This window comes from Tenacibaculum holothuriorum, assembly GCF_002120225.1.
Lineage (GTDB): Bacteria > Bacteroidota > Bacteroidia > Flavobacteriales > Flavobacteriaceae > Polaribacter > Polaribacter holothuriorum.
The window spans coordinates 64,544-79,139 of the sequence record NZ_LAPZ01000007.1; the positions used below are offsets into that span (position 1 = coordinate 64,544).

A 14,596-nucleotide genomic window follows, 5' to 3' on the forward strand; every position below is an offset into this window, starting at 1 on the left:
TTATCTGTTTTCAACGTTTAAATAGTCAAAATCAGGAGGTGTATTTTTAAAAACCTTTGTGTCTTGACCAGAAATTCTCAACTTTTGAAACTCTCTAAGCTTCTTTATGTCTATTTTCCCTAATAAAACGACACTGTTTTCTCCTCCTTTTAACCTTAAAATGTCTTTTATAGCAGTTTTAGCAGGTCTAGTTATTCTTGAATCTCCAAAATCAGAACTGTTAGCTTGCACAAAATAACAATGCACATCTCTAGAAACTGTTTCAACAATATTGGAGAAATAATTTACATCTTGATTATATTCAGATGCGAATAGTACATCTACTTTTGATTTGAATAAAGCTCTATGATGTATATCTGCCAGCTCATAACAATTATAATTACTAAAGTGAATTCCACGCCATATAAATAAATTATATAAAGCTTTACTAAGCTTAGGAACTATTTTACCTCTGTCTTTAATCAATTTTGTCTCAGCAGGAGAATAATGATTCTTTAATCTAAAATTAATTATTGCATCTTTAATACCGTTATGCTCCATTGGCAAAATAGTAGCTAGTAAATTATAACACATATTATTAATTCGGATGTGTTCTAAACCTACAATAATTGCTCTTTGTTTTCTACGAGCTTGGTCTGCCAAAATAGGCAACCATCTATATGGAGTACTTACTTCAGGCAATATTAAAATATCAGCTTTTACTTTTTCAGCGCCATTAATTAAGTCTATAAAATCTTTTCGTCTTTCTTTATCTGTGTTAGGTGTTTCAAATAACGATTTAGCTATATTAGATTTCTCTACTTTTGTATTGGCAACTGCTATTTTTAAATCGTTTGTTATTTTTTTTGATTGTGGAATTTCTAAAGTATTATATCCTAATGTTTCATTTTTATCTCTAAAACCTTTGTCTATTTTAAAATAATAATCCTTCAAGTTTTCGGAATAATTACTAACTTCTTCACCATTTTTTGAGTCAAAATAAGTATTTCTATACTTATAATTTACTTTAAAAAAAGCATTGAAGCTTTTATCATATATTTTTTGCTCTAAATCTTCAAACATTTTTAAATGTCTATTTTTTGCCTGAAAGATTAGTTTTCTTAAGAAGTAAATACTATTGAATTCATACAAATAAATAAAACGTGGTGCATATCTTAATTTCTTCTTATCAAAACTTAGATTTTCTTTACTTAACTCTACATTTAAAGTTCTTAAATAATCATATTTAACTAAATTTACATCCTCTTCATTTGCTATTTTTAAATAATTAAGTAATGGTACAACCACAAAGCTATTACGTAATAAATTAGCCCTTACATACTCTTCTTTTAAACTATAAACTCGTTTATAAAAGCTACTGTTAAACCAACTAAATCTAAAACGACTACATCTATCTTCCCACCAATTTTGAGTTACAAAGTTAGGATTCAATGCCGTAGCCATAGCACAACAATTCATTAAAAACTCACTCAAATACTTTTGTATATTTTCAATTTCTTCCTTTTTAAGCTTCTTGTTGTCAAAAGCTTTTATACTATCAATTGCATATATAGTTTCTTTAAAAAACTTCCAAAAAGCTTTTCTGTCATCAACTATTACAAAATAAGTTAAGACCTTTTCCCAAAGGTTAGAAAACTCTAAATTTATAATACCTTTAAAAAAGGTGAGTATTTGTTCTGTAGTTTTATCATCTTTTTCATTATCCGATAATAAACTTACTTTTATTCGTTTTGCTAAAAAAATAGAAGCTCCATATTTACTTTGTTTAATATCTGAAACACTTCTTAATTTATTAACCGTATCTGTATAATTTAATTCATAAACACTCTCATCAAAATCATCATTAATATCATTTTCATTAGGTAAAAACCAAAATGCGCTAGAATGTTGTTCTATTTTCTTTTTAAACATATCTAGTACTGCCTGAGATTCTTTACTCTCAAAAGAATATAAAATAATTTTATCTTTTTGTATTTCTATAAGTTCATTATCAACAAATTGATACGTAATTTCTTTTTTGATTTCTTCACAAATACAGTCTTTATTTTTTGATTTATGAATCGTCTTTTTTTCTTCTACTTTAGGTTTAAAAATTTTACGATCTACAAAAAACTTATGTAAAAAAGCTTCTAAAGGAGAGTTGAATTTAGTTTCATCAAATGTTTTTAAAATCTTAGTGTTACTAAATACAATTAAAATATCATCTACGTATCTACCGTAATAAGCAGGTGCTAATTCTTCTTTTATTTTTCTATCAAAATCAGTTAAATACCAATTAGCTAATATTCCTGAAGATAATATACCAATAGGCATAATTGCTTTAGAATTTTTAGGACATATTTTTTGATACGCATCATTTATGTCAAAAATCATCTGGGTAAATAATGTTCCTCTTATTCCTAATTCAGTAGTTATTTTTTGGTGTATTTTATCTTGTAAATCTAGGTTATAGTTAATATTATAATAATATTCTTTAATATCTAAAGCTAGTATTACAACATCTGTATCGTTAGCTACTATATTTTTAGCTAAGTCAACTCCTTTATCTCTCCATCTTTGGTATTGATCAAAATAAGGTTTAAACAATCGTAAACCATCAACTACATTGCCACTTTCTGAATTTAGTTCTAAATAATATGCATAGTTGTCTTTATGATACTCTTTATGCAATACAAACCCTTCTTTTAAAATCCATAGAATAGAAATAATATGTAATTCTATTGGTCCTTTAAAAAAATAGTTTACTTTTTCTAAAAGATAGCTGCTTTCTGTAAAATTGTTACTAATAATATTATCTCCATAATTAAATGGTTCTCTAGAAAACTTTTTTGGAGCTACATAATAATTTATTTCATTTAATAATGCTTCAAAATAGCTTCGATTATTTACTGGATCATTTAAAAATTCTACCAGTTTAGCTAAGCATTCTTCAAAATTTGAACTCGATTCAAATTCCGCTATTTGTTGTCTTAATAATAATGAAAAGTTATCGTAATATACATAGCTTTTTAGTTTTCTATAGGCTAGTTCAATATCCTTGAGTTCAAATTTTGTTTTCTTTTTCATTTGGGAGACTTTAATTTAATTTTAATGAGCTAGTTTCTTATTCTAAAGTATTAGTTTAAACTAACCTTATCTCTAGCTAATGCAACTAAGTATTCTTCTTTATTATTATATTTTTTTAAAGCTGTAATTTTACCTTTTACTGTATCTTTTATTGTATTGTCATACTCAAAAGTAACTTTTAAAAAAACTTGATCTAACAAATTTATACTGGCTGTAACATCCTTTAGTTTTTCAAGTTTGCCATTAAGAGCATTATGGCACTGTAGATATAATGCCTGAAGATCTTTATCAAATTCTTGACGCTGGGCTTTGCTCAATTGTGTTATAATTTCAAATTCTTTTTTCATTTTTCTGATTCTTATTTAATTCTTTGTATGTCTAATACTTCAATCTTTTTTTACCTGTTAGTAACTGCTGCATTAATCCTTTCTTCTGTTGTTGTAATTGTTGTAATTGCACTTGTAGTAACTCAATTTCTTTATCTGCCGTATTTAATATATTGGCAATAGCTGTTTGTTCTTTATATTCGGGAATAGTTATTTTTAGTTTTAAAAAATCCTTTTTACTCATAACTCTGTTTCTACCTGCACCTCCCGGAGATATTAATTCTAATAAGAATCTAAATCTTTTAGTTTTAATAAACTGTTCAAAAAATAATGAACTTCCTATATTTTTTTTAAATGTATATGTCGGAAATCTGTGAGAAACTAATCCCCCATCATCCTCTTGCTTAACAATAGCAATAGCTCCTTCCCATGCAAAAGTTATATTAACTATAAGATCATTTTTCTTAACTTCAAAAAGTTTATCAATAGCAATAGCTTCTGGCTTAAAGTTTTTATTTTGAAAAGTTCCTTTGCAATGACTTCTTATACCTAGTTTTGTAAATGGTATATTAGGTTTAGTTATTGGTCTAGGAGTATATTCTAAAAAATACGTTAAACTCTTTTCTTCCCACTCCTCAGTAAACCCAGGCAAACGTTTTTTACCCGTTAACAACTGTTGCATTAAGGCGTTCTTTTGAGTTTGTTTTGCTTGTATCAATTGGGTTTGTTTTTCTATCGCAATATCCCAAGTGGATAAACAATTGGCTATGGCTTTTTGTTCTTGGATTGGGGGTATAGCCAATTTTATCGTCCTAAAATCATTAGTACTCAATTCTAAAAAAGTACTTCCGGAGGATAGCTTAATTAATACATTTTTATATTGTCGTAATAAATAAAAAATATATTCCACATCATTTTTATCATTTACGATTAGATTTTTAAACCCTTGATTTGTTGAAGCTTCATATTTTGAAATAGCAAGTTCACCAATAGTAGCTCTTGTACAAACCATAATTGTTCCCTTAGGAAATAAAGTTGCAGAAGAATTTTTTAATCCTTCATTAGAAATTCTTCTTTTAGAAGAATCTGCAAATTTTAAAAAAAGATTAATATCAGAAGGTGTAAACCATAAATGGTCATTATTCCAATACTCTTTTTGATTGGTATTTGGTGTTCCACCTGTAACCACTTTTCCTACATCATTTATTTTTAAAATATTCCATTCATTAGGAATCCATCCTAATTTTGTTTTTTTATAGCCTAACCTCTTTTCTTTTGGATCTAACATCAACTGGTAAACTTTTTAGCTATTAATTCTTTAATTAGTTCTAAATTATCATAAGTAACGTTGTCTTCTACTTTTGATTCTCCATAAGTCTCTTCTATAGAAAAGGAAATTGGAGAGATTGAACTATTGAAAAAACGAACCGTTAAAATTCTAGTCTCTTTGCTATTTGACAAATCAAAAAAATATCGAACATGATCTATAAACATTGTGTCTTTCACTTGGCTATGATAATCTTTAAATGATTTATAGATTGGTGCAGGGTCTATAACACCTCTCAAATCATTTTCTTCAAAATAATATCCTTTAAACTTAGCTTCTAAAGAAAACTCCTTAGCTATTTGAACTACGTATTTTTTAATTCTATCATCTTGATTTTGTAACCATTTTTCAAATGTTTTACTCATAATCCTAATTCTTTTAAATAGTTTTCCATTGTTACACGTACCTCGTTTAACTCCTTTTCCAAAGTTCTAATATCTTTTTGCACTTCGGTAATATCAATTTCCGTTTCTTCTTCAAAAGTATCTACATAACGAGGTATGTTTAAGTTATAATCGTTCTCCTTTAATTCTTCTAAAGTAGCCACATAACTATACTTATCTTCTATAATTCCTGCTGTAAGTTTATTTTCTTTAAACTGAGTGTACGTATGTACAATACGCGTTATATGTTCGGGCAATAATCGGTTTTGGTTTTTATCGCTCACAAAACTTTGGCTAGCATCTATAAACAAGGTTTCCTTGCGTTGTTCTTTACCTTTGTTAAATAATACAATAGCCGCAGGTATGCCTGTTCCAAAAAACAAATTGGCTGGTAAACCAATAACCGCATCTAATAAATTATCGGTAATTATTTTGGTTCTTATTTTTCCTTCGGCACTTCCTCTAAACAAAACACCGTGGGGTACTACCACGCCAATCATACCCGTATCTTTATACGCACTTTCAATCATGTGGGTAATAAATGCCCAGTCTCCTTTACTCTTTGGTGGTAATCCTCTATGAAAACGCTCAAATCTATCGTCTTGTAAGTCTTCTTGTCCCCATTTATCTAAAGAAAACGGTGGATTTGCTACCACGGTATCAAACTTCATTAAAGCATCTCCCTCCAAATGTTTTGGATTACGTAAAGTATCTCCCCAACGGATATTGGCATTATCAAACCCATGTAAAAACATATTCATTACTGCCAAAGCCCAAGTACTTCCGTTTGCTTCTTGTCCGTACAATGAGAAGTTAGTATCGCCAACTTCTTTACCCGCTTTTATTAATAGCGAAGCAGAACCACAGGTAGGATCATAAATTCTGGCTCCTGGTTTTGATTTGGTAAGCTTTGCTAATAAAGTAGAAACTTCAGCAGGGGTATAAAACTCTCCTGCTTTTTTACCTGCATCACTTGCAAAGTTTTTGATAAGATATTCATAAGCATCTCCAATAATATCGTTGCCTTCTAAATGTGATGGAGTTAAATCTAACTTAGCAAAATCTTGTAATAAGTTTTTTAAACGAGTATTTTTATCTTTCTTTTCTCCTAAGTTACTACTGTTAAAACTTACATTTCTAAAAATTCCTGCACCATCTGCACTGGTTAGCTTTTCTCGGTTAGCCTCTTCTAAATCTGCTAAACCTATATCTATTAACTCTCCTATATTGGGTTCATTTCTTTGATCGTACAACCAATTAAAATGACTATGCTCTGGTACTACAAAACGTTCTAACTGCATGGCTCTGTTAGCTCTTTCTATATTTCCATCATACTTTTTTAAATATTCGTTATGCTTTTCTGTGTATACGTCTGATACGTATTTTAAAAATAGCATTACTAAAATGTAATCTTTGTATTGACTTGGATCTATTACTCCTCTAAAAGTATCACAGGCTTGCCAAACTACTCCATTGATTTCTTCAGTTGTTACCTTGGTGTTTTTCATATTTGATTTAATTATCAAAAGAAGACTATACTTATATTATTAAATTAAAAGCAATTTTTTAGAAGCTTAAAAGTACAGAAATTAGTCGAAATATAATTATAGATTTCCATAATTATATAATGCTATAAGTCTATAAAAATATAAAGCACTTAGATGTAGTTACTAAGTGCTATTATTGAATTATATTATGTTTATTTAGTTCTTTTTGCTTTCATAAGCTTCCTCTAAAGCTTCAATTTGCATTTCTGGATAATCAAAACCAGTACCTGAAAGTTTATCGAGTATCCAAGAAGCTTTTTTCATATCCATACCAATTAAAGCTTCGGCAAAATCTCTAGTAATAATCATTTTATAAAAGCTACAGATAATAATTTATTGTTTTTATCGCCAAGACATACTATATATTGGAAAGTTTTAGGGGAAGATACAATTCACGAAAAAATAGATTATTTAATACTATTTAAGCCTGAGTTCCTCTCGTTCAGCGAAACTGTTTATGATATTTATAAAACTTTTCCATTTTTTAATCATAATGCAAATCCTATTTTTCGTATTTCTGATGAGCTAAAAAAGTATTTTAAAGAACTTATCGAAAAAATTTATTTTGAGTATCAAAACAATAAACAAGATAGTATTGAATACATACGAAGTTATCTCACTATTTTTCTTTTAACAGCCAAAAGAGAATTAATGCATTCTACTAAAACAATTACTGAAGTAGCTTTTTTACTTGGATTTGAAGATGTTTCAAACTTTGTGAAGTATTTTAAAAAGCAAACAGGAGTTACTCCTTTAAAATTTATAAAAACCTAATATTTTACCTTTTTTACATTGTTTTTAGTATTTAATTAATGCTTTTGGCACAATAATTTTGTGACGTAATTTAAAAGCAGATTAAAATGAATATCAAAAATGTAACAATACTTATATTAATAATAACAACTTTTTTTACTATAAAATTAAATGCTCAAAGTAATTTAAAAGTAACTACCAATGCCGATGATTTAGAAATAGGCTTAACACTATTTAAACCGTTAACTCAAGACTATAAACTAACTCTTTTTAGTTTAAATGAAGCTGGATATAGTTATGACAATAATAAAACAGAGTTTATGACTTATAATATTATTAGTTATGATGTATACAAAGGTATAGCGCCAACAATAGGAACTCGATTTATAAAACAAGAATTTGTTGATAAAGCTGTATTATTAGGAGGTTTAGGGTATACTTATGCAAAAGAAAAGTTTTTTATGACAACAGTGTTTACTTCTGAATTTCAAAACAATCCTGATTATGAGTTTTTTATTACCTCACAGTATAGACCAAAACTAACTGAAAAATTAATAGGATATTTTGAATTTGAATCTTCAATGAACTTTAATTCTCAATCACATTTATTTAGTTTTCAAAAGTTTAGGCTTGGAGTCGATTTCAAAAAACTTCAAGCAGGTTTTTCTTTAGATAATTATCAATATGGAAAAAATTGGGAATACGAGTTTAAACCAGGTGTATTTGTACAGTTAACCTTGTAAAATAAATAAGAAAACACAACTTCTAAAAGTAGTTGTGTTTTCTTATTTTGTATAATTAATGAGTATCTATAAAAACATCAATTAATTTCCAATTTGATTAAAAGTAGCGGTTTCTAAAGCATTAGGATTAGAAGCTGTAATTTCGAAAATAGCATCATTAAAATCATTATCACCATTGGGTACATTAATATCTTCAAAAGCTATTACTGTAGAATTACAGGTTACGTCATAAAAAATAATACTCTGTTGTCTACCACTAAGGTTATAATCAATATCGGTATGTTGAGAGTAGTAACCGTCTGTAATACTTCCGTTTCTCCATCCGTTAGCAATTAAAAAGAAACTTACTACTGTTCCTGGTTCAAAACTTCCTAATAAACGCATGGTATTTCCTCTTACTAATTCTCCTCCAGATCTTTCTGCTGATGCATTTGGAAAAATAACAATTTTGTCAATTTGATCTGAGCTTGTAGGTTTATTTCCTTCTTGATATGTGTAATATCCCAATACATTTTTATAACCCGCACCTTCATCAATAAATGTTAAATACAAATCGGTTTCTTCTTTTATGACTAAGTTTTTTACAGGATTCGCAAAATATTCAGGATGTGCTGTCATAGCATTTTGTCTTTCAGGTAAAACATTTGCGTAAATATTAGGTAATAAGGTACTGCACACTTCTTTATCTTCTTCTAATCCATCTGGTTTTCCTTGATTGTTATAGGTAGTAATTGTTTTGTATTCATCTTTAATACGTTTTCTTAAAATTTTGAATCCACCACCACCTTTGGCAATGAAAACCCATTCACCATCGGCAACAATATAATTAGCAGAAGCACCTTCTTCTGCCATATCCCAATAAAAAACAGGTAAAATATCTTCTCCATTATTTGTTGGATGAGGCGAAATAGAAATTCCGTCAGAACCATTTGCTGCATATATATAATCGTTATCGGTACTTACTCCGTTTGTGTTTCCAACAACTAACATAGTTCCTTTAGATTCATTTGTGATTTCCCCAGAAGTTACGTCAACTAAGGCAATTCCATCTTTTCCTTTGGCTATATAAAGTTGATTATTATTGATAGGGGAGAACTCCATAGTAGATTTTCCTCGGTAAGTTTCAGCTACATTTTGATGCCAAATAGAGCCAATACTGTAAGAGGTTGAGTTTAAATTTTCATTCACATTATCGACTCTAATTTGGGCATCTTCCCCCGTAATTAAACTGACTACTTTACTGTTATTTGATGCTCCGTTTACAGCAACATATTTAGCATTGCTATAAGTTTCTGAAGCAATTGCTGATAAATTATTTTTATTAAGTTGAATAGTGCCACCATGTGTTTTTCCTGAAGTGACATATAAGTAATTATCAGTAATGGCAATACCATTTGCTGAAGCTGAAACTCCAGAGTTTTCATAGATATTAGATAAATTTACTCGTCGAAAATTTTCTGTAAAGAGCCCAGTATCAGCTTCTAATTCATATAACTGAGCTCCGTGAGCAGCATCAGACATTGCTAACCACACTTTAAGAAAAGAAGAATTGTCTGTATACCCAGAAGTTACGGCATTGATATCGGAATTAAAAAAGGAAGCTTGACTTATAATTGCAGGAAAATTAGGGTTAGATAAATCGATAATTTCTACTGCTCCTAAATGAATATTTCCTTGTTTGTGGTAGCTTACATAAGCTTTATTATTTGATAAAGTAATATGAGTAGCGCTTAATGTTTCTCCACTTAAATTTAATGGAGCTACTTCGGCTACATGCTCCCAATAGTATTGTTCTTGTGTTCCGTTTACATTGCTAGAAATTTTGCCTAAGCTTCTAGCATTTACACCAGTAACTAATGGAGTTATTGTTGCAGTTCTATTGATATACGTAATTCTCTCTGATAAAGTCGAAGTATTGTTGTCTATTTTGTAGGGAGATGTTTCAGTTATAATTTCTTCTAAATTTTCATCACTGAAATCTTCTGATGAATTGCAACTTATAAAAATTCCTATTAAAATAATAATGATGATTTTTACGTAGTTTTCTTTTGTGTTAATTTTTTGCAGCATTTTAATTGAGGTTTAAGTTAATAATACTGTAAATGTATTTTGAAACTGTACTTTTTTTAGCTGTTTTTCGGTCAAAGGAATGTATGTTTCGGTAAGTGGTAATACTCTTACAAACCAGCTCTTTTTGCTTGAATAGATGATTTATAAGGATTCCAAGGATCTTCAAAAGAACGTTTAAAGAAGAATTCTTTGTAATAGGCAGCGGTTCTTATAATTCTTAAATAAGTACCTGTGTAAATAGTCATTAAAGATACGTATGGCCATAAGTATAACTCTTCTTTTTTTCTTTCAGAAAATAAATACATGCTAAACATTTGTACATAAGACATTACAAAGTAGAGCATGAAATTCATAGGAATTACAAACTGTAATTGACTAGTGTAGTTTACAATAATGTCAATAATGTAAATCCACCAAAGAATATCGAGAATTATATTGTAAAAAACGTTTTCAGCTAATGAAAAAAAGTTAAGCCAGTTGAAGTTCGTATTAGGAAAATATACATCCTTATGTTTACGCACTCTAAAACGAATAATGGATTTATCCCAACGTAAACGTTGTTTCGTTAATACTCTAAATTTAGATGGTGCATTGGTTAAACAAATAGCTTTAGGTTGAAAATATATTTTATATCCAGATTTTCTAATTTTTACGGTAATATCGCCATCTAGCCCAGGGCCAATATCCCAACCACCAATACTATCTATAATATCTTTTCTAAAGGCACCAAAAGCACCAGATATGATTTTATATATTCCTAAATAAGAAGTAATGATCCTACCAACCGATACTGTTTTTAAGTATTCTATAGCTTGTAGTCTAGCACATAAACTCTCTCGGTAATTACGCACTTTTACATTGCCGCCAACAGCACCAATTTTTTCATCTAAGTAAAAAGGAATCAATACTTGTTCTATGGCATCATAGTCAAAAGAGCAATCTGCATCGAGATGTACGATGTATTTCCCTTTGCTATATCGTAAAGCTAAATTGGCTGCGGAAGCTTTTCCCCCTCGCATCTCGTTTCTAATGAACATATCTATAAGACCAAGACGCTCTAAGTTTTTTCCAATGATAGGAGTGTCATCATCAGAGCCGTCATCAATAATAATAAGTTCAAAGTTTTTAAAGGTTTGTTCAGCAAGTGATTTGGTTAGTTTATATAAATGTTTTCCTTCATTTTTACCAGGAATTATTACTGATACAAATGGATTTTCGGCAAATAATTTTCGTTTGGCTTCTTGGAGTTTTTCTGCTCTTTTTTTTCGTGTTAACCAGAAAATTCCATAGATAATGTAATCAACAATAATATAACGTGTAAATTCGAAAATAACAAAGTACCAAAACACTCTTATAAACTTGTTAATTCCAACAACAAACCAATAATTAATATATTCTGGAAATAAATTGTGTATACTTACTATCATAGCATTGTGTAATTATGTACTTGTTTTTCGGGTACTATTTTTTCATATTGAATTATAACTTCGTTATTGCTTTGTTGTAGATTATCACCCAATAATTTATTGAGGTTATACTGAATGTTTTCTAATCGTTCTAGTTGGTTTTCTGTAGTTTCAGGTAATAAAATGTAATGGCAATTGTAATTTTTTGTAGCCAATACATCAGCTTCTTTTAAATAAGATTGTATTATGCCGTTGATTTCTTTTGCTAGTTCATTTTTAACATCGTTGTTTAATAGTTGTAATTGCTCGTTTTTTATCTGAATACTTACAAAGTAACTATGACATTGAGTTGCTTTTACACGTTGGATTTCTTGCTTCAGTAATATTTTAAATAACGGAACACTTAAGCTTCCAATAGATTTTTGATTAGAGTTTTGAGCTGTTTTATTATGTCCTAAAACTTCATTTTCTCCTTTTTGTGTTAATGAATAATTTCCGATAGATTTTTCTAACAACTCGTCTAATTCGTGTTCTGTAGAACAGTCGATACAAAGCGCTTTCATATTACTGTTTTGAAACTCATGATTACAAGTGTTACATGAATAAATCGTTGAAGGTTTGTCGTAATCTATTCCTATATGACGCAATTGTTTGTCACACTTTGGGCATTCTAACCCGTCTTCAGTTTTAAAATCTTTTTCAGGTGCTACGTGTGCGCATACAAAATGATGTATCATGTCGTGTGCTTTTATATCTATAGAATCACATTTTGGGCAACATTCTCTAAAATTGATATAATTGCTAGAGCAACTTTTACACAAGTGAACATAGTCTTGTAAAGTAAATGACAGAAATTTTTGTTGCGTTAACTCTTCAAAGGTTTTTAATAATGATATAATTGCTGTTTGTTTGAATAATAAGGAGATGAAAGGGAACTCATAACCAATAATACTTTGACGAGATGTAATAGGAGATAAGGTTGTGTTCCTAGTATAACAATACGCTAAAGTTTTATATTTTAAAAAGTCTTGATGGGTAGCTTTTTTAGGAGCTTGAAGGTTGTTTATTCTTTTTTTAATTGATGTAATACGCTGTGTATATGTACCTATTAATTCAATAGAAACAACTCCATCTGCGTGAATTTCTATATTCTTTGGTAATTGATGTGTTGAACTGATAAATATTGGTAATAATGCAATTGCTACAAAATCATTATTTCTTATTTGATGAATAATTTCTCTAGCAAATTCAACTGACTCAGTATCTATAATAAACCCATCTAGATATTCTAGTTGCTCATGTTCTAACTCATTAGCATGAGCTACTATGAGCAACGAATATCCGTCTATAAAGACTTTTCTAGAGTTGTTATTATATGTAACTAAATTGAGCATTTTAAAGTAGTTTTTTTACTTATAAAGACATGTATACTTGTGTAGGGAAACGATCTTTCTTGTCTCCTTTTACATCAAAAATTAGAGTTTCTTTTGTGCCATTTTTCAGGTAATCATAGTGTGCTAAATGTTTGTAATCTTCATGATCTACGGCTAAAACAATTGCATCAAATTCTTGAGAAGTAGCACTCACAATTTCTAATCCATAACGTCTTTTTACTTCTTCAGGATTTGCCATATAGTCTTGCACTACAATTTTGTAGCCTCTTTTTTGTAATGCTAAACACAATTCGGCAGTTTTAGAGTTTCTAATATCATTTACGTTTTCTTTAAAGGTGATTCCTTTTACTAAAATTGACACCTCATTTTTTCTAAAGCGTTTTGCTAATAATCTTCTGTCTAATTGTAAAACAATATGGTCTATCATACCTTCATTAACTTCTCTTACTCGTTCTAAAAGTTTAGGAGTATATCTATTCTCTTTAGCTTTTTCAATTAGGTAATAAGGATCTACGCCAATGCAATGTCCACCCACTAAACCAGGGAAATAGTTATGAAAGTTCCATTTTGTACCTGCAGCTTCTAATACATCTTTTGTGTTGATGTTTAAAATTCCGAAGATTTGAGAAAGTTCGTTCATTAACCCAATGTTTACATCACGTTGAATGTTTTCTACTACTTTTGCAGATTCGGCTACTTTTATAGTTGGAGCTTTATGAACACCTGCTTCTACTACAGTTTCATAAACATTTGAAATTAACTCTAAAGCTTCGTTGGTACTTCCAGAGACAATTTTTTTAATTTTAGTAAATGTGTGTTTGGTATCACCTGGGTTAATTCTTTCTGGTTGAATAACCAACTGTAAAATCTTCGTTGTATTTTAATCTTGAAATACGCTCTAAAATTGGCACACAAACTTCTTCTGTACATCCAGGAAAAACAGTTGATTCAAAAACAACACAATCTCCTTTTTTTAAATATTTAGCAATAGTTGCTGTTGCCGATTTTAATGGTGTAAGATTAGGCTTCTTTAACTCATTTATAGGAGTTGGAACCGCAACAATGTAAAGCTTAGCATCTTTTAAAATTTGTTCATTTACTGTAAATGCAATGTCTTTGTTTTCAAATTCACTATTGCTTAGTTCGTTACAAGGATCCTTGTGCTGCATTAATTGCATTACTTTTTCAGCATTGATATCAAAACCAATTACTTTAAATTTAGATGCCATATGTACCGCCAAAGGCAATCCAACATAACCCAAACCAACTACAGCAATGTTTTCTTTTTTGTTTTTTAATTGATGAAATAACTGATTTCTTTTATACGCTAATTTTGGATAATTATTTACCTCAAAATTGTTGTCGTTTGTCTTTGTAACTGTACTCATAATTTTATTTTTTAAGGATTAAACTTTTATTGACACTTCTAAATTAGTACAGAATTAAAGTTGAATTAAAGGTTATTAGTTGGGTAAGTAGCCTAGTAAAGATGAGTGGTTGTTTTTGTTAGATAAATGGTTTTAACTAATATTTAAATAATAGACTACTTAAAAAGAAAAACCTCCAAGTTGTAGTCTTGGA

Annotated in this window: 13 protein-coding genes; 2 read left to right on the forward strand and 11 right to left on the reverse strand. The window is 29.3% G+C overall.

Going from position 1 to position 14,596, the window contains the following annotated elements:
- The 6 genes from WH52_RS09485 to WH52_RS14885 form a co-directional block, all read right to left on the reverse strand.
- The gene (locus WH52_RS09485) at positions 1–3,066 is read right to left on the reverse strand and encodes an RNA-directed DNA polymerase (RefSeq protein ID WP_086030712.1); all 3,066 of its coding nucleotides are present in this window, start codon (positions 3,064–3,066) and stop codon (positions 1–3) included.
- Between the two features lie 50 nt (positions 3,067–3,116).
- Positions 3,117–3,413, reverse strand: a complete 297-nt coding sequence (locus WH52_RS09490) for a hypothetical protein (protein ID WP_086030713.1) — start codon at positions 3,411–3,413, stop codon at positions 3,117–3,119.
- A 31-nt stretch (positions 3,414–3,444) separates the two neighbouring features.
- Positions 3,445–4,680 carry a restriction endonuclease subunit S gene (locus tag WH52_RS09495; RefSeq protein WP_086030714.1) on the reverse strand — a complete coding sequence of 412 codons (1,236 nt, stop codon included), beginning with the start codon at positions 4,678–4,680 and terminating at the stop codon, positions 3,445–3,447.
- Positions 4,680–5,084, reverse strand: a complete 405-nt coding sequence (locus WH52_RS09500) for a hypothetical protein (protein ID WP_086030715.1) — start codon at positions 5,082–5,084, stop codon at positions 4,680–4,682. The genes WH52_RS09495 and WH52_RS09500 overlap by 1 nt, the downstream gene beginning before the upstream one ends.
- Entirely contained in the window at positions 5,081–6,610 is a 1,530-nt protein-coding gene (locus tag WH52_RS09505) for a type I restriction-modification system subunit M (RefSeq protein WP_086030716.1), read from the reverse strand. Before WH52_RS09505 ends, WH52_RS09500 begins: the two co-directional genes overlap by 4 nt.
- A gap of 195 nt (positions 6,611–6,805) precedes the next feature.
- A complete protein-coding gene (locus tag WH52_RS14885) occupies positions 6,806–6,958 on the reverse strand; it encodes a hypothetical protein (RefSeq protein WP_158091371.1) in 153 nt (50 codons plus the stop codon).
- Positions 6,959–6,985: 27 nt separating this feature from the next.
- On the opposite strand from WH52_RS14885, the gene WH52_RS09510 reads away from it, so the two are divergent.
- The gene (locus WH52_RS09510) at positions 6,986–7,423 is read left to right on the forward strand and encodes a helix-turn-helix domain-containing protein (RefSeq protein WP_086030717.1); all 438 of its coding nucleotides are present in this window, start codon (positions 6,986–6,988) and stop codon (positions 7,421–7,423) included.
- Between the two features lie 86 nt (positions 7,424–7,509).
- Positions 7,510–8,145, forward strand: a complete 636-nt coding sequence (locus WH52_RS09515) for a hypothetical protein (protein ID WP_086030718.1) — start codon at positions 7,510–7,512, stop codon at positions 8,143–8,145.
- 81 nt (positions 8,146–8,226) lie between these two features.
- Here the strand turns inward: WH52_RS09515 and WH52_RS09520 are convergent, their stop codons facing one another.
- The 5 genes from WH52_RS09520 to WH52_RS15090 form a co-directional block, all read right to left on the reverse strand.
- Positions 8,227–10,215 (reverse strand): DUF4114 domain-containing protein, encoded by a 1,989-nt coding sequence (locus tag WH52_RS09520; RefSeq protein WP_086030719.1) that lies wholly within the window; start codon positions 10,213–10,215, stop codon positions 8,227–8,229.
- 107 nt (positions 10,216–10,322) lie between these two features.
- Complete coding sequence (locus WH52_RS09525) at positions 10,323–11,642, reverse strand: glycosyltransferase family 2 protein (protein ID WP_086030720.1); 1,320 nt, start codon at positions 11,640–11,642, stop codon at positions 10,323–10,325.
- Positions 11,639–13,015: a TackOD1 domain-containing metal-binding protein gene (locus tag WH52_RS09530; RefSeq protein ID WP_086030721.1), complete on the reverse strand. Its 1,377-nt coding sequence runs from the start codon at positions 13,013–13,015 to the stop codon at positions 11,639–11,641. Before WH52_RS09530 ends, WH52_RS09525 begins: the two co-directional genes overlap by 4 nt.
- 19 nt (positions 13,016–13,034) lie before the next feature.
- Positions 13,035–13,874, reverse strand: a complete 840-nt coding sequence (locus WH52_RS09535) for a nucleotide sugar dehydrogenase (protein ID WP_317041846.1) — start codon at positions 13,872–13,874, stop codon at positions 13,035–13,037.
- Positions 13,849–14,403, reverse strand: coding sequence for an NAD(P)-binding domain-containing protein (locus WH52_RS15090; RefSeq protein ID WP_317041847.1), 555 nt, complete (start codon positions 14,401–14,403; stop codon positions 13,849–13,851). Before WH52_RS15090 ends, WH52_RS09535 begins: the two co-directional genes overlap by 26 nt.
- Positions 14,404–14,596 lie beyond the last annotated feature (193 nt).

Bases quoted from the DNA above. Each gene is read 5' to 3' on its own strand.
- WH52_RS09530 (WP_086030721.1), bottom strand. From the start codon at position 13,015: ATGCTCAATTTAGTTACATATAATAACAACTCTAGAAAAGTCTTTATA.
- WH52_RS09505 (WP_086030716.1), bottom strand. From the start codon at position 6,610: ATGAAAAACACCAAGGTAACAACTGAAGAAATCAATGGAGTAGTTTGG.
- WH52_RS09525 (WP_086030720.1), bottom strand. From the start codon at position 11,642: ATGATAGTAAGTATACACAATTTATTTCCAGAATATATTAATTATTGG.
- WH52_RS09485 (WP_086030712.1), bottom strand. From the start codon at position 3,066: ATGAAAAAGAAAACAAAATTTGAACTCAAGGATATTGAACTAGCCTAT.
- WH52_RS09520 (WP_086030719.1), bottom strand. From the start codon at position 10,215: ATGCTGCAAAAAATTAACACAAAAGAAAACTACGTAAAAATCATCATT.
- WH52_RS15090 (WP_317041847.1), bottom strand. From the start codon at position 14,403: ATGAGTACAGTTACAAAGACAAACGACAACAATTTTGAGGTAAATAAT.
- WH52_RS09500 (WP_086030715.1), bottom strand. From the start codon at position 5,084: ATGAGTAAAACATTTGAAAAATGGTTACAAAATCAAGATGATAGAATT.
- WH52_RS09515 (WP_086030718.1), top strand. From the start codon at position 7,510: ATGAATATCAAAAATGTAACAATACTTATATTAATAATAACAACTTTT.
- WH52_RS09495 (WP_086030714.1), bottom strand. From the start codon at position 4,680: ATGTTAGATCCAAAAGAAAAGAGGTTAGGCTATAAAAAAACAAAATTA.
- WH52_RS14885 (WP_158091371.1), bottom strand. From the start codon at position 6,958: ATGATTATTACTAGAGATTTTGCCGAAGCTTTAATTGGTATGGATATG.
- WH52_RS09490 (WP_086030713.1), bottom strand. From the start codon at position 3,413: ATGAAAAAAGAATTTGAAATTATAACACAATTGAGCAAAGCCCAGCGT.